The organism is Providencia sp. (genome assembly GCF_052096715.1).
In the GTDB taxonomy this organism is placed as follows: Bacteria; Pseudomonadota; Gammaproteobacteria; order Enterobacterales; family Enterobacteriaceae; genus Providencia.
The window spans coordinates 45,855-69,465 of the sequence record NZ_JBQDNB010000011.1 but is presented as its reverse complement, the minus strand read 5'-3'; the positions used below and the strand labels follow the sequence as shown (position 1 = coordinate 69,465).

The 23,611-nt window shown below is 38.7% G+C and carries 21 protein-coding genes; 14 read left to right on the top strand and 7 right to left on the bottom strand.

All coding sequences use genetic code 11. The features are described from left to right. Positions 1-249 precede the first annotated feature (249 nt). Genes ACTH6U_RS10805 through glnB form a run of 5 tightly spaced genes read left to right on the top strand, consistent with a single transcriptional unit; the run spans position 250 to position 5,917 of the window. On the top strand, positions 250-1,689 hold the full coding sequence (locus ACTH6U_RS10805; RefSeq protein ID WP_434719263.1) for a sensor histidine kinase: 1,440 nt from the start codon (positions 250-252) through the stop codon (positions 1,687-1,689). 2 nt (positions 1,690-1,691) lie between these two features. Continuing rightward, complete coding sequence (gene qseG / locus ACTH6U_RS10800; protein WP_441832174.1) at positions 1,692-2,564, top strand: two-component system QseEF-associated lipoprotein QseG; 873 nt, start codon at positions 1,692-1,694, stop codon at positions 2,562-2,564. Beyond that, positions 2,551-3,891, top strand: a complete 1,341-nt coding sequence (gene glrR / locus ACTH6U_RS10795; RefSeq protein WP_294110576.1) for a two-component system response regulator GlrR — start codon at positions 2,551-2,553, stop codon at positions 3,889-3,891. Before qseG ends, glrR begins: the two co-directional genes overlap by 14 nt. Before the next feature lie 53 nt (positions 3,892-3,944). Continuing rightward, complete coding sequence (locus ACTH6U_RS10790; protein WP_294110577.1) at positions 3,945-5,567, top strand: NAD+ synthase; 1,623 nt, start codon at positions 3,945-3,947, stop codon at positions 5,565-5,567. An 11-nt stretch (positions 5,568-5,578) separates the two neighbouring features. Beyond that, positions 5,579-5,917 carry a nitrogen regulatory protein P-II gene (gene glnB / locus ACTH6U_RS10785; RefSeq protein ID WP_294110578.1) on the top strand — a complete coding sequence of 113 codons (339 nt, stop codon included), beginning with the start codon at positions 5,579-5,581 and terminating at the stop codon, positions 5,915-5,917. A gap of 175 nt (positions 5,918-6,092) precedes the next feature. Here glnB and hmpA read toward each other — a convergent pair whose 3' ends face one another. Further along, the gene (hmpA, locus tag ACTH6U_RS10780; protein ID WP_336431047.1) at positions 6,093-7,292 is read right to left on the bottom strand and encodes an NO-inducible flavohemoprotein; all 1,200 of its coding nucleotides are present in this window, start codon (positions 7,290-7,292) and stop codon (positions 6,093-6,095) included. A 349-nt stretch (positions 7,293-7,641) separates the two neighbouring features. Between hmpA and glyA the strand changes: the two genes are divergently transcribed. Continuing rightward, entirely contained in the window at positions 7,642-8,895 is a 1,254-nt protein-coding gene (glyA, locus tag ACTH6U_RS10775; RefSeq protein WP_294110580.1) for a serine hydroxymethyltransferase, read from the top strand. A 78-nt stretch (positions 8,896-8,973) separates the two neighbouring features. Continuing rightward, positions 8,974-10,125 (top strand): 3-phenylpropionate MFS transporter, encoded by a 1,152-nt coding sequence (locus tag ACTH6U_RS10770; protein ID WP_441832198.1) that lies wholly within the window; start codon positions 8,974-8,976, stop codon positions 10,123-10,125. A gap of 28 nt (positions 10,126-10,153) precedes the next feature. Here the strand turns inward: ACTH6U_RS10770 and ACTH6U_RS10765 are convergent, their stop codons facing one another. The 6 genes from ACTH6U_RS10765 to suhB all read right to left on the bottom strand — a co-directional run bounded on the left by ACTH6U_RS10765 (position 10,154) and on the right by suhB (position 17,205). After that, positions 10,154-10,873 carry a fimbrial biogenesis chaperone gene (locus ACTH6U_RS10765; protein ID WP_441832173.1) on the bottom strand — a complete coding sequence of 240 codons (720 nt, stop codon included), beginning with the start codon at positions 10,871-10,873 and terminating at the stop codon, positions 10,154-10,156. Between the two features lie 12 nt (positions 10,874-10,885). Further along, complete coding sequence (locus ACTH6U_RS10760) at positions 10,886-11,962, bottom strand: fimbrial protein (protein ID WP_441832172.1); 1,077 nt, start codon at positions 11,960-11,962, stop codon at positions 10,886-10,888. An 11-nt stretch (positions 11,963-11,973) separates the two neighbouring features. Further along, on the bottom strand, positions 11,974-14,484 hold the full coding sequence (locus ACTH6U_RS10755; protein WP_441832171.1) for a fimbria/pilus outer membrane usher protein: 2,511 nt from the start codon (positions 14,482-14,484) through the stop codon (positions 11,974-11,976). Positions 14,485-14,498: 14 nt separating this feature from the next. Continuing rightward, positions 14,499-15,191, bottom strand: a complete 693-nt coding sequence (locus ACTH6U_RS10750; protein ID WP_294110588.1) for a fimbrial biogenesis chaperone — start codon at positions 15,189-15,191, stop codon at positions 14,499-14,501. A 49-nt stretch (positions 15,192-15,240) separates the two neighbouring features. Next, the gene (locus tag ACTH6U_RS10745; protein ID WP_294110589.1) at positions 15,241-15,828 is read right to left on the bottom strand and encodes a fimbrial protein; all 588 of its coding nucleotides are present in this window, start codon (positions 15,826-15,828) and stop codon (positions 15,241-15,243) included. A 573-nt stretch (positions 15,829-16,401) separates the two neighbouring features. After that, positions 16,402-17,205, bottom strand: a complete 804-nt coding sequence (gene suhB / locus ACTH6U_RS10740; protein WP_294110591.1) for an inositol-1-monophosphatase — start codon at positions 17,203-17,205, stop codon at positions 16,402-16,404. Between the two features lie 126 nt (positions 17,206-17,331). Between suhB and trmJ the strand changes: the two genes are divergently transcribed. From trmJ to hscA, 7 genes are all read left to right on the top strand, one after another. Then, positions 17,332-18,063, top strand: coding sequence for a tRNA (cytosine(32)/uridine(32)-2'-O)-methyltransferase TrmJ (gene trmJ, locus ACTH6U_RS10735; RefSeq protein WP_336431048.1), 732 nt, complete (start codon positions 17,332-17,334; stop codon positions 18,061-18,063). Between the two features lie 107 nt (positions 18,064-18,170). Continuing rightward, positions 18,171-18,668: a Fe-S cluster assembly transcriptional regulator IscR gene (gene iscR / locus ACTH6U_RS10730; protein WP_294110596.1), complete on the top strand. Its 498-nt coding sequence runs from the start codon at positions 18,171-18,173 to the stop codon at positions 18,666-18,668. Positions 18,669-18,904: 236 nt separating this feature from the next. After that, positions 18,905-20,119 (top strand): IscS subfamily cysteine desulfurase, encoded by a 1,215-nt coding sequence (locus tag ACTH6U_RS10725; RefSeq protein ID WP_441832170.1) that lies wholly within the window; start codon positions 18,905-18,907, stop codon positions 20,117-20,119. A 23-nt stretch (positions 20,120-20,142) separates the two neighbouring features. Then, the gene (gene iscU, locus ACTH6U_RS10720; protein ID WP_294110601.1) at positions 20,143-20,529 is read left to right on the top strand and encodes a Fe-S cluster assembly scaffold IscU; all 387 of its coding nucleotides are present in this window, start codon (positions 20,143-20,145) and stop codon (positions 20,527-20,529) included. Between the two features lie 211 nt (positions 20,530-20,740). After that, on the top strand, positions 20,741-21,064 hold the full coding sequence (gene iscA, locus ACTH6U_RS10715; protein WP_294110603.1) for an iron-sulfur cluster assembly protein IscA: 324 nt from the start codon (positions 20,741-20,743) through the stop codon (positions 21,062-21,064). Positions 21,065-21,226: 162 nt separating this feature from the next. Continuing rightward, positions 21,227-21,748, top strand: coding sequence for a co-chaperone HscB (gene hscB, locus ACTH6U_RS10710; RefSeq protein WP_294110604.1), 522 nt, complete (start codon positions 21,227-21,229; stop codon positions 21,746-21,748). 12 nt (positions 21,749-21,760) lie between these two features. Next, a complete protein-coding gene (hscA, locus tag ACTH6U_RS10705) occupies positions 21,761-23,611 on the top strand; it encodes a Fe-S protein assembly chaperone HscA (protein ID WP_441832169.1) in 1,851 nt (616 codons plus the stop codon).

Below are 23,611 nucleotides of genomic sequence, written 5' to 3'. Positions count from 1 at the left end.
ATTCAAAATCATTCAAAATCATTCAAAATCATTCAAAATCATTCAAAATCATTCATGTCCCATATTAAATGTATTTGTTTCTATTATAGTTATCTATTCTACTGAAATTATTGTACTTTTGGTTTGAATATTGGCACGTTCATTGCTGTGGCTATTATTATTCTAATGCTTTGGATAACAGAACGATTAATCAACTTTCCGCGAAGGGCTGAGTTCTGCTACCATTGAAATACGTTTAATAGGTATGAGATGAATGTATTGAGTAAATGGCGGCTTTTCCCGCGATCCTTGCGCCAATTAGTTATGATGGCATTTTGGTTGGTTTTGTTACCCTTGTTGGTATTAGCTTATCAGGCATATCAAAGCTTAGAACAACTAAGTAACCAAGCGGCGAACATTAATAAAACTACACTTCTTGATGCAAGGCGCAGTGAGGTGATGAGTAGTCTTGCGCTGGAAATGGAGCGTAGTTATCGACAATACTGTGTTCTACAAGATGCAGCACTGAAAAATCAATATCAAAAACAGTTCGCTGACTACACGCAAATGTTTGAGCGGCAAAAAACAATCCTACCTCGAACCTCTGATACTTCGACACTTACAAAAAATCTTGAATTACTTGCGCAGGTGAATTGTGAAAATAATGAACCGACAAAACAAGTGACGGTGGCGCTCGAACAATTTTCAACTGCAAACGCATATCTTGTTCAAGAAACTCGTGAAGTGATTTTTAGCCGCGGCGAGCAACTTCAAAAAGCGATTGCTAATAAAGGTCAATTGTTTGGCTGGCAAAGTCTCATTTTATTCCTTTTAAGTGCTTTATTAGTGACGTTATTTACGCGAATGATTATTGGGCCAGTTAAAGCAATTGAACGTATGATTAATCGCCTTGGTACCGGAGGGTCACTGGCTAATAATTTAGAGCGATTCAAAGGCCCTAGAGAGCTGCGCACTATTGCTCAACGTATTATTTGGTTAAGTGAACGTCTGGAATGGCTCGAATCCCAACGCCACGAATTTTTGCGTCATATTTCTCATGAGTTAAAAACACCATTAGCCAGTATGCGTGAAGGAACTGAATTACTTGCGGATGAAGTAGCGGGGCCATTGACTAGCTCGCAAAGAGAAGTGGTTGAAATACTCGATAACAGTAGTAAGCATCTTCAGCAACTTATTGAACAGTTACTTGACTATAATCGTAAGTTAGCGGATGAACCTCCAGAAGCACAACATATCGATTTGAAAAAATTAATCGAAGATATTGTTAACGCACATAATTTACCCGCAAGAGCTAAAAATATTAAAACAGATATTCGTTTAAAAGTTGAACATTGCTTTGCTGAACCCACCTTGCTTGGGCGTGTAATTGATAATATCTACTCCAATGCGGTGCACTATGGCGGCGAATCAGGTAATATTTGGATCTCTAGTCGTAGAACGGACAATAAACTACTTATAGAAGTGGCAAATACGGGCACACCAATACCTGAATCTGAACAAAACATGATTTTTGAACCGTTTTATCAAGGCTCTTTACAACGAAAGGGCGCGGTTAAAGGGAGTGGTTTAGGGCTTAGCATCGCACATGATTGCATTAAGCAAATGGGTGGTGAGCTATCGCTGGTGCCGAATAAACTCGCTGATGTCTGTTTTAGAATTGAATTGCCTTTAACTGTTGAGAATGAATAACAATGTTAAATAGGTCTATAGATTTTCTGGCAATGCTGCGCGATAAAGCATCGTCGAAGAGAAATAACACATTAATAAGTCACGCTATTTCGTTAAATTCAACGCGTACAGCGGTACATTTTTCAGTATTTCTATTTGCTTTTATTTTAACGGGATGTGTTGCTAAAAATGGGCAATCACCACTTGAAACCTTAGCTCAAGTGGTTGTACCTGAAATAAAAGTGACTGACTATCGTTATGCATCATGTGATTCGATTTGGAATAATGAACAGCCAAATGCTTTAGAGAATGCGCTATTTTGGTTACGTATGATGGACTGTGCCGATAGAACGGAAACCCAACAAGCACGTAGTGATGCGAATAAAATTGAGGCTAATAATTGGTCAAATGTCTTTGAGCAAAATATTTTATTAAATTCTGCGGATCCTTCCATTGCTGAACGCCGTAAAATGCTTGATAACATTAATGCCTATAGTTTGAATTTTCCAACGGCGATACGCCCGCTATTGCAATTATGGCGTGAGCAGCAAGTGCAGATTATTAATTTGGCTGAGGCCAATGCTCGCTATAAACGATTACAGCAAGATACTGATGCGAAGATGGATCGTTTAAGAGAAGAAAATGCAAAATTAACTTTTGAGCTGAATACTATTTCTCGTAAGTTAGAAAATTTGACGGATATTGAACGCCAGCTCTCTTCACGCAAACAAAGTAGTAATGAAACTGAGAAAGAAGTTGAGAACTCAGTGGATAATGCGAATTCAGTTGCGCTTGAAGCGGAAAAACCAAAAGAAGTTATTAGTGAGTCGAAAGAAGTCATTAACGAAGTGAAAGAAAAAAATCAATCGGAGAATAAACGCAATGACAAGCCGTAAGTCAGCGAATTTACTATTGGTTGATGATGATCCTAGCCTGCTGAAGTTGCTAGGTATGCGTCTAAGCAGTGAAGGATTTAGAATTGTTACCGCAGAAAGTGGTCCTGAAGCACTAAAGATTTTACAAAAAGAAAAAATTGATTTAGTGATTAGTGATTTACGGATGGATGAAATGGATGGCATGGCGCTATTTGATGAAATTCAAAAAGCCCATCCCAATATGCCTGTTATTATCTTGACTGCACATGGTTCAATTCCTGACGCTGTTGCTGCAACTCAACGAGGTGTATTTAGTTTTTTAACTAAGCCAGTTGATAAAGATGCACTTTATAAAGCAATTGATGAAGCATTAGCATTATCTTCAACGCCAATAGGTGACGAAGAATGGAGCATGGGCATAGTGACTCGTAGCCCATTGATGATCCGCTTATTAGAGCAAGCCCACATGGTGGCGCAATCGGATGTTAGTGTTTTAATTAATGGGCAAAGTGGAACAGGTAAAGAAGTTTTAGCGCAAGCTATTCACAAGGCGAGCCCGCGAGCAAGAAAACCCTTTATTGCAATAAACTGTGGCGCTTTGCCAGAACAATTACTTGAATCCGAATTATTTGGCCACGCTAAAGGGGCTTTTACCGGAGCTGTTAGTAATCGTGAAGGGCTATTTTTTGCGGCGAGTGGTGGAACCCTATTTTTAGATGAAATCGGTGATATGCCGATGGCATTGCAAGTAAAACTTTTACGTGTTTTGCAGGAGCGCAAGGTGCGCCCATTAGGCAGTAATCGCGATTTGGATATTGATGTACGTATTCTTTCGGCAACACATCGTAATTTGCCTAAAGCGATGGAAAAAAATGAATTTCGTGAAGATCTTTATTACCGACTGAATGTTGTTAATTTACGCATTCCGGCGTTGAATGAAAGAGCTGAAGATATCCCATTATTAGCTAATCATTTACTACGTGAGTCAGCGATACGTCACAAGCCTTTTGTTCGCAGTTTCTCCAGTGATGCGATGAAATGCTTGATGACGGCAACTTGGCCAGGAAATGTGCGACAGTTAGTTAACGTCATTGAGCAATGTGTCGCATTGACGACTTCCCCTGTGATTAGCGAAGCATTAGTTAGCCAAGCATTACAAGGTGAAAATACGGCACTACCGACTTTTGTTGAAGCGCGTAATCAATTTGAATTAAATTATTTGCGTAAATTATTACAAATGACTAAAGGCAACGTCACACAAGCGGCTCGAATGGCCGGACGAAACCGGACCGAGTTTTATAAATTACTTGGGCGACACGATTTAGAAGCAAATGATTTTAAAGAATAATATTTTTAGAATTAACGACACCCCTAAAAATACTTCGGGAGAAGAAATACCTTATGAGCCGTAAGCTTAATATTTCACTTGCTCAATTGAATTGGTTAGTTGGTGATATTGAAGGCAACTGCGACCGTATGTTGCAAGTTGTTAAAGAACAAGAAAAAAACACCGATATTGTCATGTTTTCAGAGCTGGCTCTTACCGGCTATCCGCCTGAAGATTTAATTTTTCGTGGTGAATTTGAGCTACGTTGCTTAATGCAATTAGATCGTTTGCAGCGTGCCAGTATGCAAACCGCAATTATTGTCGGTCATCCGTGGTATGAAGATGACCAAATTTATAATGCATTGTCATTTTTCTATCAAGACAAGCTAGTTGCACGTTATTTTAAGCAAGAGCTACCAAATTATGGTGTTTTTGATGAGCCGCGCTATTTTACCGCTGCCGAAGATACTTGTGTGATTGATTTCAAGGGCTATCGTCTAGGTTTGTTGATTTGTGAAGATATTTGGTATGACGAGCCAGTTGATGCAGTAAAAGGTGCAGGCGCTGAATTATTACTCACCATTAATGCATCCCCTTTTGATCTTAATAAAGAACATATTCGCAGTGACTTACTTGTTGATCATTGCCGACGTACGGGTTTGCCTATTGTTTATCTTAATCAAGTGGGTGGACAAGATGAGTTGGTTTTTGATGGCGGCTCAAAAGTGTTGGCAAATAAAGGTAAGCAAGTCTATCAGTTAGCTGAATTTGAAGAACAAATTGCAACTGTTCAATTTGAAGAGCTAAAATTGGTCACGCAAGACAATAGTGCTCCTGAAATGTCTTCTATTGCGCAAGTCTATCAAGCTTTAGTTATGTCCACGCGTGACTATATTAATAAAAATGGTTTTAACGGCGCAATTTTAGGATTATCAGGTGGTATAGATTCAGGCTTAACCGTTGCGATTGCAGTTGATGCGATTGGTAAAGAGCATGTACAAGCCGTGATGATGCCATTTCGTTATACGGCAGAAATGAGTATTCATGATGCAAAAGAGCAAGCAGAGTTATTAGGTGTTGAGTTTGATATCGTTTCTATTGAACCTATGTTTGATGCCTTTATGGCACAACTCGAACCTTTGTTTGAAGGAACCCAAGTCGATACTACCGAAGAAAATTTACAAGCTCGCTGTCGTGCCGTCATTTTAATGGCAATGTCTAATAAGCGCCGCCGTATTGTATTGACGACTAGCAACAAAAGTGAATCAGCAGTCGGATATTCAACATTATATGGTGATATGGCTGGTGGTTTTGATGTGCTAAAAGATGTGCCAAAAACACTTGTCTTTGAACTAGCTAATTATCGTAATACACTATCGCCAGCTATTCCACAGCGTGTGATCGATAGGCCACCATCAGCAGAGCTAGCGCCGGGACAACTCGACCAAGATAGCTTGCCACCATACGATATTCTAGATGCGTTATTAGAAGGTTATGTTGAAAAAGATTTATCTGTGGATCAGCTGATTAAATTAGGTTTTGATGAAGCCACCGTGCGTCGTGTTGTGCGTCTTGTTGATATTAATGAATACAAACGTCGTCAGGCGCCTGTAGGACCACGGATCACCATGCGTAACTTTGGTAAAGATCGTCGTTATCCGATCACCTCAGGTTTTGGCCGTAAAAACTGGTCATAGCAGGAATATTTATGAAAAAAATTGATGCAATTATAAAGCCATTTAAACTTGATGATGTTCGTGAAGCATTGGCAGAGGTTGGAATTACGGGTATGACCGTGACTGAAGTGAAAGGTTTCGGTCGTCAAAAAGGCCACACTGAGTTATATCGTGGTGCAGAGTACATGGTTGATTTTTTACCGAAAGTTAAAATCGAAATTGTGGTGCCTGATGATATCGTCGAAAACTGTGTTGAGACGATAATGCAAACAGCACAAACCGGTAAAATTGGTGATGGTAAGATTTTTGTCTACGATGTAACGCGTGTTATTCGTATTCGTACCGGTGAGCAAGACGAAGAAGCGATTTAATTATTAAAGAAAAAGTGGTAACGGTATAAATACACAGGAATGGGATTTTGTACCGTTAATTTAATTTCGAATTACAGAGTTACCTGTAACTCGAAATATTAACGATAAATGTATTTAGTATGCGAACCCGTTACCACGAAATAAAGTATCGATTTTTACTGTTGATAGCTTAATATCAGTGAAGTGGTAATACTTTATGAGGCCCAAAACACTCATAATGAATATTATCGGCCGCTACTCCCATCTCTATAAGCTGTTTTCCAATATACTGCATAAAGCCAACAGGCCCACAGAAATAAAATTGCATATTGGGCTGCATTACCCACTCTTTAACCTGCATTAAATCCATCAGTCCACTATATTGATAATCGAAGCCCGCTTTATCATTTTCACGAGGTTGATTAAACCAAATAGCACTATGACCATTTTGTTGAGCGGTCATTAGCTTACTGACTTCATGGCTAAATGCATGAACAGCACCATTTTCAGCGGCATGAAGCCAATTAACGGTCGCTTGATGTGCTTGTTCAGTTAAATAATTAAGCATGCTTAGCATAGGGGTGAGACCTACACCTGCGGAGATTAATGTCACAGGTGTTTGTGCATCGATATCGATAAAGAAATCACCACAAGGAGGCGCTAAGTGAACAGTATCTCCTTGATTAAGTTGCTGATGTAGTAAACTCGATACTGCACCTTGATCTTCTCGTTTTACGGCAATTCGATAGCTTTTTCCGTTAGGTGCTGTTGTGAGTGAATATTGACGTATTTCTTGATTATCTAAACTCTCATGATTGATATAAATGGTGAGATACTGACCAGGGCGATAATCCGCAACAGGCTTGCCATCGACAGGCACAAACTCAAAGCTAGTGATAACATCACTTTGTAACTGTTTTGAATGAAGGCGAAATTCACGCAATCCTTCCCATCCACCTGTTTTTTCTTCATTTTGTTGGTAGATATCTTTTTCTCGATTAATAAAAATATTCGCAAGTACACCGTAAGCTTCACCCCATGCATCTAAAGCATCTTGTCCGGGGTTCAATAACTCATCAATTGCTGCGAGTAAGTTTTCTCCCACAATTGGATAATGTTCAGGTTTGATATTTAGGCTAACGTGTTTTTGGGCAATTTTTTCTACCGCAGACATCAGTGCTTCTGGTGTTTCAATATTGACAGCATAGGCGCAGATTGCATTAAACAATGCTTCTCGTTGGTCACCATTTTTTTGGTTGGTCATATTAAAGATATCTTTTAGTTCAGGGTGCTGCTTAAACATTCTGTCATAAAAGTGAGCGGTAAGTTTTGGTCCTGTGGCGACAATGGCAGGAATAGTTGATTTAACAATGGCGATAGTTTGGCTATTAAGCATACAGGTGCTCCTGAATTTTTTTCATTATATGATGAAATTATAAACATGCATTTTAAATACAACTTATAATATTTAGTGAAATATGTAAATAGCTTGCTATCGAAAATCTTTGGGGAATAGCCACATATTGAGAGGTGGTTAACAAAAGCAGAGAATAATGCGTTCAAAATTTAAATATAAGCTATTTTATAGGGAAGTGCTTTAAGGTAACTTTGGGTTAAAAAATTAATGCAAACGTTTGCGTGATTTTTTCTTTAGGGCTATCTCAACAGCGAAAAAGAGTTTACACTAAGCGCTATTGCTATGAATTTATTGTCAACATATTGAATTGCTGAGGCAGGAGAAGCGAATGTTAAAGCGTGAAATGAATATTGCAGACTATGATCCACAATTATGGAAAGCGATGGAACAAGAAGTTGTCCGTCAAGAAGAGCACATTGAATTAATTGCTTCTGAAAACTATACCAGTCCACGAGTTATGCAGGCTCAAGGTTCTCAGCTAACCAATAAATATGCAGAAGGCTATCCGGGCAAGCGTTATTATGGCGGTTGTGAATACGTTGATGTCGTAGAGCAATTAGCGATTGACCGTGCAAAAGAATTATTTGGTGCAGATTACGCAAACGTACAACCACATTCTGGCTCACAAGCCAATGCGGCGGTTTACATGGCGCTATTACAACCGGGTGACACCGTTTTAGGTATGAACTTAGCGCAGGGTGGTCACTTAACTCATGGTTCGCCAGTTAACTTCTCCGGTAAATTGTATAATATCGTGCCTTACGGTATTGATGAAAGCGGCAAAATCGATTACGACGATATCAAAGAGCAAGCTGAAAAACATAAACCAAAAATGATTATTGGTGGTTTTTCTGCATACTCAGGTCTGGTTGACTGGGCTAAAATGCGTGAAATCGCAGATAGCATCGGTGCATATTTGTTTGTTGATATGGCGCACGTTGCAGGCTTAATTGCCGCAGGTGTATATCCAAACCCAGTTCCACATGCACATGTGGTGACAACGACGACACATAAAACTTTAGCAGGCCCACGTGGTGGCTTAATCCTGGCTAAAGGTGGCGATGAAGAGTTATACAAAAGAATTAATTCAGCAGTATTCCCAGGTTCACAGGGCGGCCCTTTAATGCATGTGATTGCAGGTAAAGCGGTTGCACTGAAAGAAGCGATGGAGCCAGAGTTTAAAGTTTATCAGCAAAATGTTGCTAAAAATGCAAAAGCTATGGTTGCTGTTTTCCAAAAACGCGGTTATAAAATTGTCTCTAATGGTACTGAGAACCACTTATTCTTAGTTGATTTAGTTGATAAAGATATTACCGGTAAAGATGCAGATGCTGCACTTGGTCGCGCGAATATTACAGTTAACAAAAACAGCGTACCAAACGATCCTAAGAGCCCATTTGTGACCTCTGGGGTACGTATTGGTTCTCCTGCAATTACTCGCCGTGGCTTTAATGAAGCAGAAGCCGCTGAGCTAGCCGGCTGGATGTGTGATATTCTAGATAACCTCAATGATGAAGCGACCATTGAGCGTGTTAAACAGAAAGTATTAACCATCTGCAAAAAACACCCAGTCTACGCATAATAGACATTAATCGTTACCGAAACCCGCTTCTACATTTTGTACGAGCGGGTTTTTTGTATTTAAAATAAGGGAGGAATGATGGTAATTCCATCAACACGCTGGCTAGCTATTGATTATTTTACCTACTTTTTTGCTTATAGTATTTTTCTGCCTTTTTGGTCTATTTGGCTAAAAGGAGAGGGTATTGATGCAGAGATGATTGGTGTTTTACTTGGAATAGGGTTAGGGGCTCGTTTTCTGGGGGCGATGTTTATTACCCCGTTAGTGAAAGAACCTTCAAAACTAATTATTGCACTAAGAATATTGGCGGTACTCTCTTTTATTTTTTCTGTTGGTTTTGCTCTGGGTTCTCATTGGGCATGGCTTCTGTTTGTTATGATAGGTTTTAACTTATTTTTTGCACCTATGGTGCCGCTTGGTGATTCATTGGCCGGCGCATGGCAAAAGCAATTTACTTTTGATTACGGCAAAATACGCGTTTGGGGATCGATAGCTTTTATTATTGGTTCTTCATTAATGGGGTATTTAGCTGGAGTTTGGGGGCATAAATCCATCATGGTGGCGTTAGTCATCAGTTGTGCCGCCTTACTGGTCAGCACCTTGTTAAGACCCGCAATTATGCCTTCTGGTGCCGCAAAGGTAGAAGGGCAAGCTAAAGTCTCTGTTAAGCAATTAATTGCTGATAAAAATGTAGTTAGGTTTTTAATCTGCGTATCCCTACTGCAAGGGGCTCACGCGGCGTATTATGGTTTTGCTTCGCTATTTTGGAAAGAAGCGGGTTACTCAGATTTAGTGATTGGTAACTTATGGTCTCTGGGTGTTGTTGCGGAAGTGATTGTTTTTACATTAAGTCATCGTCTATTTCGGCGCTGGAGCGCCCGTAATTTGCTACTACTTTCTGCATTTTGTGGGATTGTACGTTGGGGATTGATGGGGGCATTTACGGCTTTACCTGTTCTGATTATTGTCCAAATTCTACACAGTGGTACTTTTACCGTCTGCCATTTAGCTGCAATGCGTTTTATCAGTGCACGCAAAGAAAGCGAAATCATTCCATTACAGGCCGTTTATTCTGCATTAGCCATGGGCGGTGGATTAGCCATATTGACTATTGTTGTTGGATTCATTTATGAACGAGTGCCAACTCATCATGGTGTTGTATTTTATTTAATGGCGTTATTGGCAGTGCCAGCTTTATTTATCCGACCAAAAGTGACTGCACAGGTTTAAATCATGTTGTTAACAACAAATGGGCAGCTTAACCGGCGACCTGTTTGTTGTTAATCATAGTTTTATAGGTAATAAAGTCACCTCTATCATCAATATAGATAATAACGATATTTGTATTGGATAGGTTTTTATAATTAATTTTGTGAATGGAAAATGGCGCCACCATCAAGCTTTTTGCTATGGGGGTCGATTGATTATTTTCCATATACAGTTCAGAAATATTTAAAAAGTATGGGCTAGGGTTATTTATATTTAGAGATTGATTCTCTGAATAGAATTTAACCTTATTTATTATGTTTTCAGGTTTTTCAGTTAACTCTATTGGGCGATAGAATAATTTAATGCGTGTTTGTAGTGCGAGTTGTAATACGTTTAGATTGGTTTTATTTTTGGGTTTTGGTGAAATATCGAGTACGTTTAAATAAAAAACAGATTCACGATCTTTCGGTAGTCCATCGCCAATATATTGAATCCGTATTTGTGAGCCTTCATTGGCTGAAATTTTAGTCATAGGTGGAGTGACAATAAACGGGGCATTCGTTGTTTCTGGTGTTGAGTCAATATTTCCTTCATCAACCCAGCTTTGTGCCAATGCAGATTGCTCACTATGGTTAACCGCTTGAATGCTTATTGTTTTTCTATCGCTTGGAAAGATCAATCGAGTGCCCTGAAGCACAATGCTAGCATCAACATGTAGGCTGAAAAATTGTAGCGCCAGTATTGCGATGACTTTATTGATAGCAAGCATATCCCCTCACTTTTAATTATATGACATAACGACAGTTGCAGTGCTGGATACACGTCCTTGAGTGACACTATTTGCATTGTATGGATAATAATAAGCCCCCATATTAATGGCAAATGAAGGGGATATTGGACTACCTTTTGTCACATTAAAAATATTAGTTGCACTATTTTGTGCCGTGACACTGTCTGATAGTACAAGAGGCGTGTTGATGTTATCTGCTTTAACGAGTCTAAAACCCACCCCAGCAGCGCCTTGACTGGCAGAGTTATTTAGTACCGTTTTATCTGTAGATAGCAAATTAGCGCTAGATAAAAACATCGAAACATCGCGAGAAGCATTGCCTCCGCTAAGGAAATCTTGGCAAGTAAAATTGAGCGTAAAAGGGGTGTAACCTGCTCGAGTTGCATTTTTTGCAGTAGCAATACTAACCGGAGGAAGCGTCACTACAAGTCCTTGATTGGCAAAGTTACAAGTTGTTAAAATTGGATTGTAGGTTATTGATATAGGTTGTAAAAAAATATCATCTGGATCAGACGGCCATTGTAGTGTTAATAAAAAAGTAATTAGTTTGCTGACAATATTGAGTAACCATTGAACGATAGTTAATGACGATGCATCTGATGCAAGTACAACAGGTGTGATAGTGATAAAACTACCGGTCACTTCTTTATAATTAGTGCTTGGCTTGCTATCTACTAAGGTAAATTTGATTGTGAAATTAGAATCAAGATCAGATGCGGGGTGGCTACCTGTGGCGATATCTGTCACTTGGTTTTTTTCTAAGGCAGTCACCGTAATCGAAACAAATTGTTTTCCGCCATTAAAGCCGATAGTTGCTATTCTGCCTTGAAATGGGGATGCAATACCAACAGCGTTTGGAAATAATCCTCTCGCCGTACAGGTAAATGTACCTGGGTAAATGGTTCTGCTATTTTTTGTTACTGTGGTTGATGTGCTAGTGAGTTCTGTGGATAAATCGAATGAGAGTGCTGGAGCTGTCACCGTAGAAACTGGCCTACAGCTTGCTGATGCATATTGGCTCGTCGCTAACAGAGCAGATATTAGAAGCGCAAGTGTTATCTTTTTCATTGCTTTTTCCTTTATCGACAGAAGTTACGGTTTTTAGTCATCGTATTAATTGGGTTATTGATGACGCACTCATTTTTACCATTAGGGCCAAGTTTGATATGTAAGCTTGAAGGTAACTGCTCGCCTTTTAGATAAAGCACACCTGATTGCCCAACATAGCCAATATTTTGTTTTTGGTTATCAGTGACTTCTGTACCAAAGGGCAAACTGTCCCCATTAGCAAGAGATGCTCTTAATAAATAAGTTTGGCGGGTATCGGTTTCTAGTTTGATATAGTTAACGGCACCTTGATAGGGACTGACATTTCCCATATTTCCTATAACGTCAGCACCTGAGGTGGTATCTGTATCGGAAAGCGTATAAGTATTGGTTCGATAAGGTGTTGAATTTGCAAGCAGAACGACGCCTTGCTGGTTAGTCAGTGCAGTTTTATCGGAATTGACCATCATATGGTTCGCCATTGGAGCATCAATAATGGTGTAGGTTTGCCCTGTTTCCCCTGAAAAAACAATATGTTCAGGGATGGCGATAACAGTTCCTCTCGCCCCTAACCCTGCTTGTCGGTAGTTATTAGCTTCAGTATAAGATCCTGACACTGTACTGTATGGGTGCTTATAACTGATATTAGTCCCAATTAAATTATTTCCGCCTGTTTGGTTTGTTGCCGTAACGGTATAATTTATTTGGTCATTTCTACCGGTAATTCCACTCAGACTCATTGCAGTTTGCTGATAGTGTGCATCAGTAAAATAAGTCCCCATACTGATGTTGGCACGCTTCTCAAATAGATCTATAGGGACGTTGATATTCACGTAATAGCGAGTTTCTTCATTGTTATCATTATTACGAATGCGAGAAGCTGACAAACTGTATGAAATATCATTAAAATTATTGGAATAACCTATTTGATACTCTCGGCTATTACCGTCTGTATTCCAGTAATCACGATGAGTGCCTGAAACAAAAATAGAACCTAATTCATCACTTAATCGTTGGTTTAGATTGATAGTAAAGGTGTTTTTAGCGCGTGAACCCCGCAATGCATCAAGGTTTGTTAATGACAAATCAGTACTGTTGTTATTATTAGGTTGATTAGAAAGCGCTTCTTGATAATTTTTCCAAGCTTGGTAATTATCATGGGAATATATTGAATCAATAAAACTATAGTAACCGCTAGTCGAATAGCGGTAAGTCGCAATCGATAAATTTGTTGAAGTGGCATTAATGTATTTGCTATAGGCTAAGCGGTAGCTTTGTCCATTTTTGTCACCTGAATCAAGTTGGGTATTAGCATGGGTTACATCAGCTGAAATTGCACCAAAACTGAAATTCCATCCACTTCCAATCACCGCTGAATGATAATTTTCACTCATGAGTGCACCAGTGTACAGAGTGACTAAATTATTTAAACCGTAATGAATTTCACCTTGGACAAATTTCGGTTGATAGTGCGTATTATCAATTTTAGTTTGCCCCGCTAATACATTGTAATTATAAATACCTTCTTTAAGCATGTCAGGGACTGTGGAATAAGGAATGGTAAATGATTCAGTGCGCCCATCAGCTTCTTGAATACTGACCGATAAATCGCCGCTACCTGCACTTGGTTGAATATCATCGAATAAAAACTCACCCGGCGGTACATTTTCTTGAAAAACTAAATTTCCATTTTGATAGACACTGACTAGCGCGTTTGTTTGAGCAACTCCTCTAATCACTGGTACAAAATTTTGGCTTGAATTTGGTAACATTCCCATTTCGGTTGCCAGAGCGATACCTCGGATACGAATGCTATTAAAAAGGGCCGCTGGTGTATAGAAGTCACCGATTTTTAACCCAGAATTAATTGTGCTAATCGGTCTGTAGGCATAACGCGTATTATTTTTCCATTTTTTTTCGCCATGGCTACTATCGCTATAATTAGATTCATCTCTAAATTGCCAAGCACCTAAATTAACACCTGAATTTAGAGTGGCATAAAAGTTATCATTATTAATTTTTTGGTTTTTCTTTTCTTTATAACTATAGTAATTAGCATTATAAGCAAAAATAATAGCGGGAAGTCCATAATTCCAAAGGCTAGGGTCCACATAGCTTGCGTCAGATTGTTTCACTGCAATTTGAGGAACTGAAATATTGAGCTGTAGATCATTCACGTTAAGTTTGTAATGAACATTTGAAACTAAATCATCAATAGGAACCCACTGTGTTTCCTTTGATTGCTCCAAAACCGTAGCTGCTAAATTTAAACCTAGCTTTTGAATATCATTAGCAATAAGACTAATTTTTTTTCCATTATCCTTTACGTCAACAAGAAATTGACCTTTCCATGATTGATTAACATAAACATCGACAAGTTGTTTACCTGATGGAATATTGCTATCCATGGTGAATCGTGAAATATCTCCTTGTGCAGATTTTCCAACCAATAAGGAAGTTTCAAATTCATCCGCTATAGAATTTTTTATATTACTCTGTAACCCTATTAGGATTAGAATATAGAGATAGTTTTCTTTTTTCACGATGATTTCTTCTTTTAAAGTTTGATATCTTTGTATTTGAAAACACCATAATCATCAACGTAACTAATAGTAATATTATTATTTTTTAATTTATTTTTTAATGGAATTTCTTGGCTTGATAATGGCGCAATCATTGCTGAATCAACGAGCGAAATATCTTTATTTTCATTTGTTGTTATTGACGCTAAAGTAAAGTGATATTGAGAGTTATTTTTTACTAAGACAGTATTATTAATTAATTGAAAAATTACTTTTTCAATAGACTCACTAGGTAATTCAGTTAATCCTTTTGGACGATAAAATAGTTTAATTCTTGAACGTGTTGCTAACTGTATGGCATTTTTTCCTTTTGCTGCATCAGCAGTTTTCGGTATATCTAGTACATTAAGATAAAATACACTTTCAACATTATCAGGGAGTTGGTTTTCCATCTTTTTAATCTTTAATTGTTGCCCTTGTGATCCTTCAATTTTTACGATGGGCGGATAAAGATAAAAGGGAGAATCAGATGTTTCAGGGGTAGAATCTATGTCTCCGTTGTCTATCCACGATTGAACCAAGGAAGATGTCTTACTGTTATTTGCTAACTGTATAGTCACGCTATCAATATCTTCAGGATAAATTATTCGAGTGCCTGTAATGACTACATTAGCGAGCACATATTGGGAAAATAAAATCCCTATTAGGAATAACAAAAAGTTTTTCATAATTAATATCCACAAAAAAGTCAGACTCATATGAGCCTGACTTTTAAAGTTAGAGATAAGATACAGTATAAATAACATTCGACTGTAAAAGACCTACTTTTGCAGCAGCGGTATTCGTTTTGTAATAACTCGCAATCAAGTTTAAAGTTTCACTATTAGGTGCGGCTAGATTACCAACAAGGCCAGTATCAAATACTGTATTTAGTGGAATAGCGACAGTTGGGGTTGCCGTTTTGGATAAACTAAAGCCTACGTTCTTAGCTACAGTTGTATCATTTTCATTCACTGAGGTATTTACTAAATATAATCCGGACGATGAGATATTGCTGGAGGAATAAAAATGAACTTTCAGATTGCTTGCTGGAAGTCCTGCTGGAGCGCAATCAGAAAATGTTAATGAAAATTGTTTTTGATTTTTCGTAATTACTGAATTGGCCGTAGTTCCCGCATCTGTAATAGTTATTGGATCTAATACAACGGTAAAGTCAGCGCTATTACCACCATTGATGGTACAGGTTGTGTCACTAATTGCTCCAGAAAGTGAAATGACGCCACCAGCACTATTTGTTATTGCAAGTGCTGAACCTGATATAACAGTTAAAGAAAGTAATGAAAGACGCAATATATATCTAGACATAGTTAACCCCATTAATGTTAGGGAGTAGAATATAAGTTCATATGTTTTTAAGTCAATAGACTGAGTGAATAGTCAGTCTTATTTGATGTTAGATATAGTTTTAAATTATTTCAAATATAAATTTAAAAAATAATTAATGAGATTTGAGTCTTTTTTATCTTTATGAAAATTATTATTTTTATTTTTTAAAAATAATTTTTATATTTTTGATTTACTCGTTTTGTTTGTTATTTATTTTAATTGATAACGATATGAAACTTTATTTGTTTATTTATGTGAGTGTAATTATTATTTTTATCAGTGTCGTTATTGTTTTTTTTGAAATTAGTTTGGTTAATTTTTTTTAATTTTAAATTAAATTTAATTATTAACTGAATTTTAATAAATAAAATTATTGATTAATTGTTGGGTGATATTTAACCATGTGAAGATCAGCTAAAATTAGATTGGTTGAGTTGTTTATACTGAATTGCAATATCAATTAAATGATTTTTCGTGAATAGGTTATAAAAAAGGTTATTAAGGGAGAATTAAAGAGATGCTGATATCTTTTCAGCACCTCTTTTGATTTGATTAGCGTTTTAGCGCTTCAGATAATTCGTCTTTCATGACATTCAAAATGTCACGAACAATACGTGGGTTACCTGCAATGATATTACCAGAAGCCAAATAATTATGGTTACCAACGAAGTCTGTCATAATACCGCCAGCTTCACGCAAAATAAGTTCTCCGCCTAAGAAATCCCAAGGCTTCAACCCAATTTCATAGTAAGCATCGACACGGCCAGCTGCAACATAGCATAAATCAAGTGCTGCAGAACCTGTACGACGGAAATCTGCACATTTTTCGAACATCTTATTCATGATATTCATAAATGGCGCGGTATGTTGTTTATGTTTGAATGGGAAACCAGTGGCAATGATTGTACCGTCAAGATCGCGAGTTGCTTCAACACGTAAGCGGTAGCCGTTAAGTTGAGCACCCTGGCCACGTACTGCGCTGAATAATTCGTTACGCATAGGGTCATAAACAACAGCAACCTCTGTACGGCCTTTGACGCGTACGGCGATAGAAACTGCAAAGTGAGGTAGACGTTTTGTGAAGTTAGTAGTGCCATCCAGTGGATCTATTACCCATTGAGTATCATCATCTTTACCTAATAATTCACCACTTTCTTCTGTGATGATAGTGTGATCTGGGTAAGATTTGCGAATGATATCAATAATAAGTAACTCAGATTCTTGGTCAACGTTAGTCACGAAGTCATTGACGCCTTTTTGAGTCACTTTAATGTTGCTTGGCATTTCATAGTTTTTTGCTATGTGATTACCGGCCTTACGTGCAGCACGTATGGCAATATTAAGCATTGGATGCATGGGCTTTTTCCACTGGAATGTTAAAGAACGAAAAACTTGAGTGCGCGGATTATATAGATGTTCGTCACAATAAGCAATTTTGTGTTAAACTATGCCGATAAATTTTTCATAAAAAATGTGTAAACCATGTTAGATAATATTCGTATCGTTCTTGTTGAAACCTCACACACTGGCAATATGGGCTCTACAGCCCGTGCAATGAAAACCATGGGGCTTTCTAATCTGTATTTGGTCAATCCACTTGTTCAACCAGATTCTCACTCAATAGCGCTTTCAGCAGGGGCGAGTGATGTTATTGGTAATGCGACAATCGTAAATTCTCTCGATGAAGCCTTAGAAGGTTGTAAATTAGTTATAGGGACAAGTGCGCGTTCTCGTACACTTTCTTGGCCGATGGTTGAACCTCGTGAGTGTGGAGTAAAAGCGGTCAATCAGGCTAAAGAGTCTCCTGTCGCGATTGTTTTTGGCCGTGAGCGTGTTGGGCTAACCAATGAAGAGCTACAAAAGTGTCAATATCACCTTTATATACCAACGAATCCTGAATATGGTTCGTTAAATTTAGCGATGGCAGTGCAATTAGCCAGTTACGAAATTCGTATGGCTTATTTGGCATTGGATGAAAAAAATACGGTAAAATCAGAAGATGATGAGGTAGAATATCCGCCATCAGAAGATGTTGAACGTTTTTATGTTCATCTTGAAAGTGTATTAAATGAATCTGGCTTTATTCGTAAAGCTCACCCAGGTTTAATTATGAGTAAATTGCGACGTCTCTTTACCCGTGCACATATTGAAACACAAGAGCTACATATTCTTCGGGGTATTCTGACTTCGATGGAAAAATGGGCGAAAAAGTGAGGCTAAAACCGTGAAATAATACTTGAGTAAATTAGTCAGGTAAATAGTTGACTAAATTAGTCAGGAATGACACAATTGTTTCATATTTTACCACGGAGCATTATGCTATGAGACTCACTTCCAAAGGGCGTTACGCAGTAACTGCGATGCTAGATGTCGCGTTACATTCTCAGACTGGCCCAGTACCTTTAGCTGATATTTCTGAGCGTCAGGGAATCTCCCTCTCTTATCTTGAGCAACTTTTCTCTCGATTACGTAAAAACGAACTCGTTTCTAGTGTCCGTGGACCCGGTGGCGGTTATCTCCTTGGTAGAGAGCCCGATCAAATTTTTGTTGCACAAGTTATTGCTGCCGTTGATGAGTCTGTCGATGCAACTCGTTGTCAAGGTAATAAAGAAGGCTGCCAAAATGGCGACCGTTGTTTAACGCATGCTTTATGGCGTGACTTGAGCGATCGAATTACCAGTTTCCTCAGCAGCATCAGTCTTGATGAGCTAGTAAAAAATCAAGAAGTGATGGTCGTTGCTGATAGACAAGATAATGAAAAGCGTAAAACAATGCCTAACGGTATTACGCTTGATTCTATTATTAATGTACGTGCTTAATTAATCTGTTTTTTATTGTTTAAGCTATAACATTGCTGCTTTATTCGCGAGTTATGGCTATCTAACATAAGTTGTAGTTTGAATTATTGGGAACAGATTTAAATTAATTGATATACAAAATATAACAAATTGCAGTCGATACAAAAAGTGGTAGAAATTTGCATAAATAGCTGATTTCACCCAGTATCTTTAGAAAATTAAAGGCAAGTCATCTTGACCTTTGGAGTATGTGAGCAATGAAATTACCAATTTATCTCGATTATTCAGCAACGACGCCAGTTGATCCTCGCGTTGCTGAAAAAATGATGCAATGTCTAACAATGGATGGGATTTTCGGTAATCCGGCGTCTCGTTCCCACCGTTTTGGTTGGCAAGCAGAAGAAGCCGTTGATATTGCACGTAACCAAGTTGCGGAATTAGTCAATGCTGACCCCCGCGAAATCGTTTTTACATCAGGTGCAACTGAATCTGATAACCTGGCGATTAAAGGTGCTGCTAATTTCTATAAAAAGAAAGGCAATCATATTATTACCTGCAAAACTGAGCATAAAGCCGTTTTGGATACTTGTCGTCAATTAGAACGAGAAGGTTTTGAAGTGACTTATTTGGCACCTCAAAGTAATGGTTTGATTAACCTGAAAGATTTAGAAGCTGCTATTCGTGACGAAACCATTTTAATTTCGATTATGCATGTTAATAACGAAATTGGTATTGTTCAGGATATTAGCGCTATTGGTGAATTATGCCGTAGTCGCGGTATTATTTTCCATGTGGATGCTACGCAAAGTGTTGGTAAATTACCGATTGACCTTGCAACATTAAAAGTTGATTTGATGTCATTCTCTGCGCACAAATTGTACGGACCTATGGGGATTGGTGCATTATATGTGCGTCGTAAACCACGTATTCGTCTTGAAGCGCAGCAACACGGTGGCGGTCATGAACGTGGTATGCGTTCAGGTACTTTACCGGTTCACCAAATTGTCGGTATGGGTGAAGCATATCGTATTGCAAAAGAAGAAATGGCTGAAGAGTCCACACGTTTGCGTGGATTGCGTTTACGTTTATGGAACGGTATTAAAGATATTGAAGAGGTTTATCTCAATGGTGATTTAGAAAATGGAGCCCCTCATATTCTAAATGTAAGCTTCAACTATGTTGAAGGCGAATCGTTGATGATGTCATTAAAAGATTTAGCCGTATCATCAGGCTCCGCTTGTACTTCCGCAAGCCTCGAACCTTCTTATGTACTTCGTGCTTTAGGGATGAATGACGAACTCGCTCACAGTTCAATTCGCTTCTCCTTAGGTCGCTTTACGACAGAAGAAGAAATTGACTATGCAATCACATTGATTCATGGCGCAATTGACCATTTACGCGCGCTTTCTCCTTTATGGGATATGTTCAAAGAAGGCGTAGATATCAGTAGTATCGAATGGTCTCACCATTAATCAGATGATTTCAGGAGTTTAAAATGGCTTACAGTGAAAAAGTTATCGATCATTATGAAAACCCACGTAACGTTGGTTCATTCGACAATAGTGATCCAAGCGTTGGCAGTGGAATGGTAGGTGCACCTGCTTGTGGTGACGTCATGAAATTACAGATTAAAGTAAATGATGCCGGTATCATCGAAGATGCACGTTTTAAAACCTATGGTTGCGGTTCAGCTATTGCATCAAGTTCACTAGTGACAGAGTGGATGAAAGGTAAAAGTTTGGATGAAGCAGAGTCAATCAAAAATACAGCGATTGCAGAAGAGTTAGAATTACCACCAGTGAAAATTCACTGCTCAATTTTAGCTGAAGATGCGATTAAAGCTGCTATTGCAGATTACAAAAGCAAACGCCAAAGTAAATAACGTATATTAGCTTATATGGGTTGCTAGCATAAATGCGATAAAAAATAAAAACATGCAGCTCAGTAACTGGTAACTATACTCAAAACAATTCAAGTTTCATGTCTGCGCTTATAGCGGTGTAATTTGAAGTATAAAGAGTGATAATAATTTAAAGGCGGATGCTGCATAATAGCGGGCATCTGCCTTATTTGTTTTAAATGTGAGGTTCGCAATGTCTATTTCTCTTACAGAAAGTGCAGCGCAACGTATTCAATCTTTCTTACAAAATCGTGGTAAAGGTGAAGGATTACGTTTAGGTGTAAGAACTTCTGGTTGTTCAGGTATGGCTTATGTACTTGAGTTTGCTGATATAATCAATGAAGAAGATACCGTTTTTGAAGACAAAGGTGTGAAAGTTATTGTTGATGGTAAAAGTATTGTTTACCTTGACGGTACCGAGCTGGATTTTGTTAAAGAAGGCTTAAACGAAGGATTTAAATTTAATAATCCTAACGTAGGCAGCGAATGCGGATGCGGTGAAAGTTTTCACGTATAATCCCTTCTAATTAGCATAATTTTCGACCAATATATCTAAGGTAGCTAAATAAATTATTGCTCAGTGATACACAATGAGTGAATCTTTAATTAGCATGATAAACAGACTGATTTTATCATTAGATTAGCTGTATTGGTCAATGGTTCGAGATATTGAGCACTTATGGATTACTTTACTCTTTTTGGACTAAGCCCTAACTATACTCTTGATAACGAACAGCTAACGCGTCGCTTTCAAGATTTACAGCGTCAGTATCATCCCGATCGTTTTGCGACCTGCTCTGAGCAGGAGAAAATGCAATCTCTTCAACAAGCTGCAACTATTAATGCGGCGTATCAAACTCTTCGTCACCCACTTAAACGCGCAGAATACATGCTTTTACTTCAAGGCATCGATATCAATAATGAACAACATACAATGCATGATACGGCATTTTTGATGGAGCAATTGGCGCTGCGAGAAGAACTTGATGATATTGAGAATAGCTCAAAAGTGCTTGAGTTATTGACTATATTTATAAAAAACGTCAAACAGATGCAGCAAACACGTAGTGCCTTAATGGTGACTCAACTCAACGCCATGGATTGGGAGCAGGCTGCCGATACCGTACGCAAATTACGTTTTCTCGATAAGTTACAGCAACAAGCTGAGCAGCTCGAAGAACGGTTACTCGACGATTTTTAAGAGAAAACGATCATGTCTTTATTACAAATCAGTGAACCTGGAATGACAGCCGCACCGCACCAACGTAAGCTTGCTGCGGGTATTGACCTTGGTACGACTCACTCATTGATAGCGACAGTTCGTAGTGGTCAAGCAGCGGTTTTACCTGATAATCAAGGCCGCTATTTGTTACCTTCTGTTGTAAATTATCAAATCGATAGCAAACAAGTTGGTTGGGAAGCAAAACAATTAGCTGAACAAGATCCCGTCAATACCATTATTTCAGTGAAAAGAATGATGGGGCGCTCCTTGGCTGATATCCAGCAACGCTACCCTGAACTTCCTTATCAGCTAACATCAAGTGAAAAAGGTTTACCTTTTATTCAGACCATTACAGGTCAAGTTGATCCTATTCAAGTTTCTTCTGATATTTTGAAAACATTAGCGAAAAGAGCAGAAGAAACACTGGGTGGTGAGATGGATGGCGTGGTAGTGACTGTGCCTGCTTATTTCGATGATGCACAACGTCAGGGTACCAAAGATGCGGCTCGTTTAGCGGGTCTTCATGTTCTGCGTTTATTAAATGAACCTACCGCTGCCGCAATTGCTTATGGACTTGATTCAGGGCAAGAAGGTGTTATTGCTATCTATGATTTAGGTGGTGGTACTTTTGATGTCTCCATTTTACGTTTAAGCCGTGGCGTATTTGAAGTGCTCGCGACCGGTGGCGATACGGCACTCGGTGGCGATGATTTCGACCAAGTATTAGCCCAGTGGATTGCAGAACAAGCAGGCTTATCGATACAAGACGATCATCAATTTAATCGTCAGTTATTAAATATTGCGACTGAAACTAAAGTGGCTTTAAGTGATGCAGACAAAGTAGTTATTAACTTGGCTAATTGGCAAGGTGAAATTCGTCGTGAGCAATTTGATGCGCTGATTGAAACTTATATTAAACGCACGCTGATGGCTTGTCGTAGAGCGTTAAAAGATGCACAAGTTGAAATTGATGAAATACTGAATGTCGTCATGGTCGGTGGCTCAACTCGGGTTCCTTTAGTGAGAAATAAAGTCGGTGAGTTTTTTGGTAAACAGCCATTGACCTCAATTGATCCCGACAAAGTAGTGGCTATCGGTGCTGCCATTCAGGCAGATATTTTAGTGGGTAATAAACCGGATAGCGATATGCTTTTGTTGGATGTCATTCCGCTGTCCCTCGGTCTTGAAACCATGGGGGGATTAGTTGAGAAAGTTATTCCACGCAATACCACGATCCCTGTTGCTCGAGCGCAAGAATTTACTACTTTCAAAGATGGTCAAACGGCAATGAGCGTTCATGTGGTACAAGGTGAGCGAGAAATGGTCGCAGATTGTCGCTCTCTTGCACGTTTTGCTTTGCGTGATATCCCTGCGATGGCCGCAGGTGGCGCCCATATTCGAGTCACTTTCCAAGTGGATGCCGATGGGCTGCTTAGTGTGAGCGCAATGGAAAAGTCGACAGGTGTCGAAGCATCTATTCAAGTTAAGCCATCTTATGGATTAACTGACAATGAAATTTCAAACATGATTAAAGATTCAATGAGTAACGCGCAAGATGACCTTAATGCGCGCCGCCTTGCGGAACAAAAAGTTGAAGCGGCAAGAGTGCTTGAAAGTTTAACGAGTGCATTAGAGCAAGACTCACATTTACTGACGCCTACAGAAGAGTCAGAAATTGATAATGCAGTCGATGAGTTAATTAAAGCGATTGAAGGTGTTGACCCAATCGCAATTGAAAATGCCATTAAACAACTGGATAAGCAATCGCAGGAGTTTGCGGCCCGTCGAATGGATTCATCTATTCGCCAAGCGCTGTCAGGCCATTCTGTGGATGAGATATAA

Coding starts and splice junctions, on each gene's coding strand:
- ACTH6U_RS10760 (WP_441832172.1), bottom strand. CDS start 11,962: ATGAAAAAGATAACACTTGCGCTTCTAATATCTGCTCTGTTAGCGACG.
- ACTH6U_RS10750 (WP_294110588.1), bottom strand. CDS start 15,191: ATGAAAAACTTTTTGTTATTCCTAATAGGGATTTTATTTTCCCAATAT.
- qseG (WP_441832174.1), top strand. CDS start 1,692: ATGTTAAATAGGTCTATAGATTTTCTGGCAATGCTGCGCGATAAAGCA.
- iscR (WP_294110596.1), top strand. CDS start 18,171: ATGAGACTCACTTCCAAAGGGCGTTACGCAGTAACTGCGATGCTAGAT.
- ACTH6U_RS10790 (WP_294110577.1), top strand. CDS start 3,945: ATGAGCCGTAAGCTTAATATTTCACTTGCTCAATTGAATTGGTTAGTT.
- hscB (WP_294110604.1), top strand. CDS start 21,227: ATGGATTACTTTACTCTTTTTGGACTAAGCCCTAACTATACTCTTGAT.
- glnB (WP_294110578.1), top strand. CDS start 5,579: ATGAAAAAAATTGATGCAATTATAAAGCCATTTAAACTTGATGATGTT.
- ACTH6U_RS10765 (WP_441832173.1), bottom strand. CDS start 10,873: ATGCTTGCTATCAATAAAGTCATCGCAATACTGGCGCTACAATTTTTC.
- suhB (WP_294110591.1), bottom strand. CDS start 17,205: ATGCATCCAATGCTTAATATTGCCATACGTGCTGCACGTAAGGCCGGT.
- ACTH6U_RS10725 (WP_441832170.1), top strand. CDS start 18,905: ATGAAATTACCAATTTATCTCGATTATTCAGCAACGACGCCAGTTGAT.
- iscU (WP_294110601.1), top strand. CDS start 20,143: ATGGCTTACAGTGAAAAAGTTATCGATCATTATGAAAACCCACGTAAC.
- glyA (WP_294110580.1), top strand. CDS start 7,642: ATGTTAAAGCGTGAAATGAATATTGCAGACTATGATCCACAATTATGG.
- ACTH6U_RS10770 (WP_441832198.1), top strand. CDS start 8,974: ATGGTAATTCCATCAACACGCTGGCTAGCTATTGATTATTTTACCTAC.
- glrR (WP_294110576.1), top strand. CDS start 2,551: ATGACAAGCCGTAAGTCAGCGAATTTACTATTGGTTGATGATGATCCT.
- ACTH6U_RS10745 (WP_294110589.1), bottom strand. CDS start 15,828: ATGTCTAGATATATATTGCGTCTTTCATTACTTTCTTTAACTGTTATA.
- hmpA (WP_336431047.1), bottom strand. CDS start 7,292: ATGCTTAATAGCCAAACTATCGCCATTGTTAAATCAACTATTCCTGCC.
- ACTH6U_RS10805 (WP_434719263.1), top strand. CDS start 250: ATGAATGTATTGAGTAAATGGCGGCTTTTCCCGCGATCCTTGCGCCAA.
- trmJ (WP_336431048.1), top strand. CDS start 17,332: ATGTTAGATAATATTCGTATCGTTCTTGTTGAAACCTCACACACTGGC.
- iscA (WP_294110603.1), top strand. CDS start 20,741: ATGTCTATTTCTCTTACAGAAAGTGCAGCGCAACGTATTCAATCTTTC.
- hscA (WP_441832169.1), top strand. CDS start 21,761: ATGTCTTTATTACAAATCAGTGAACCTGGAATGACAGCCGCACCGCAC.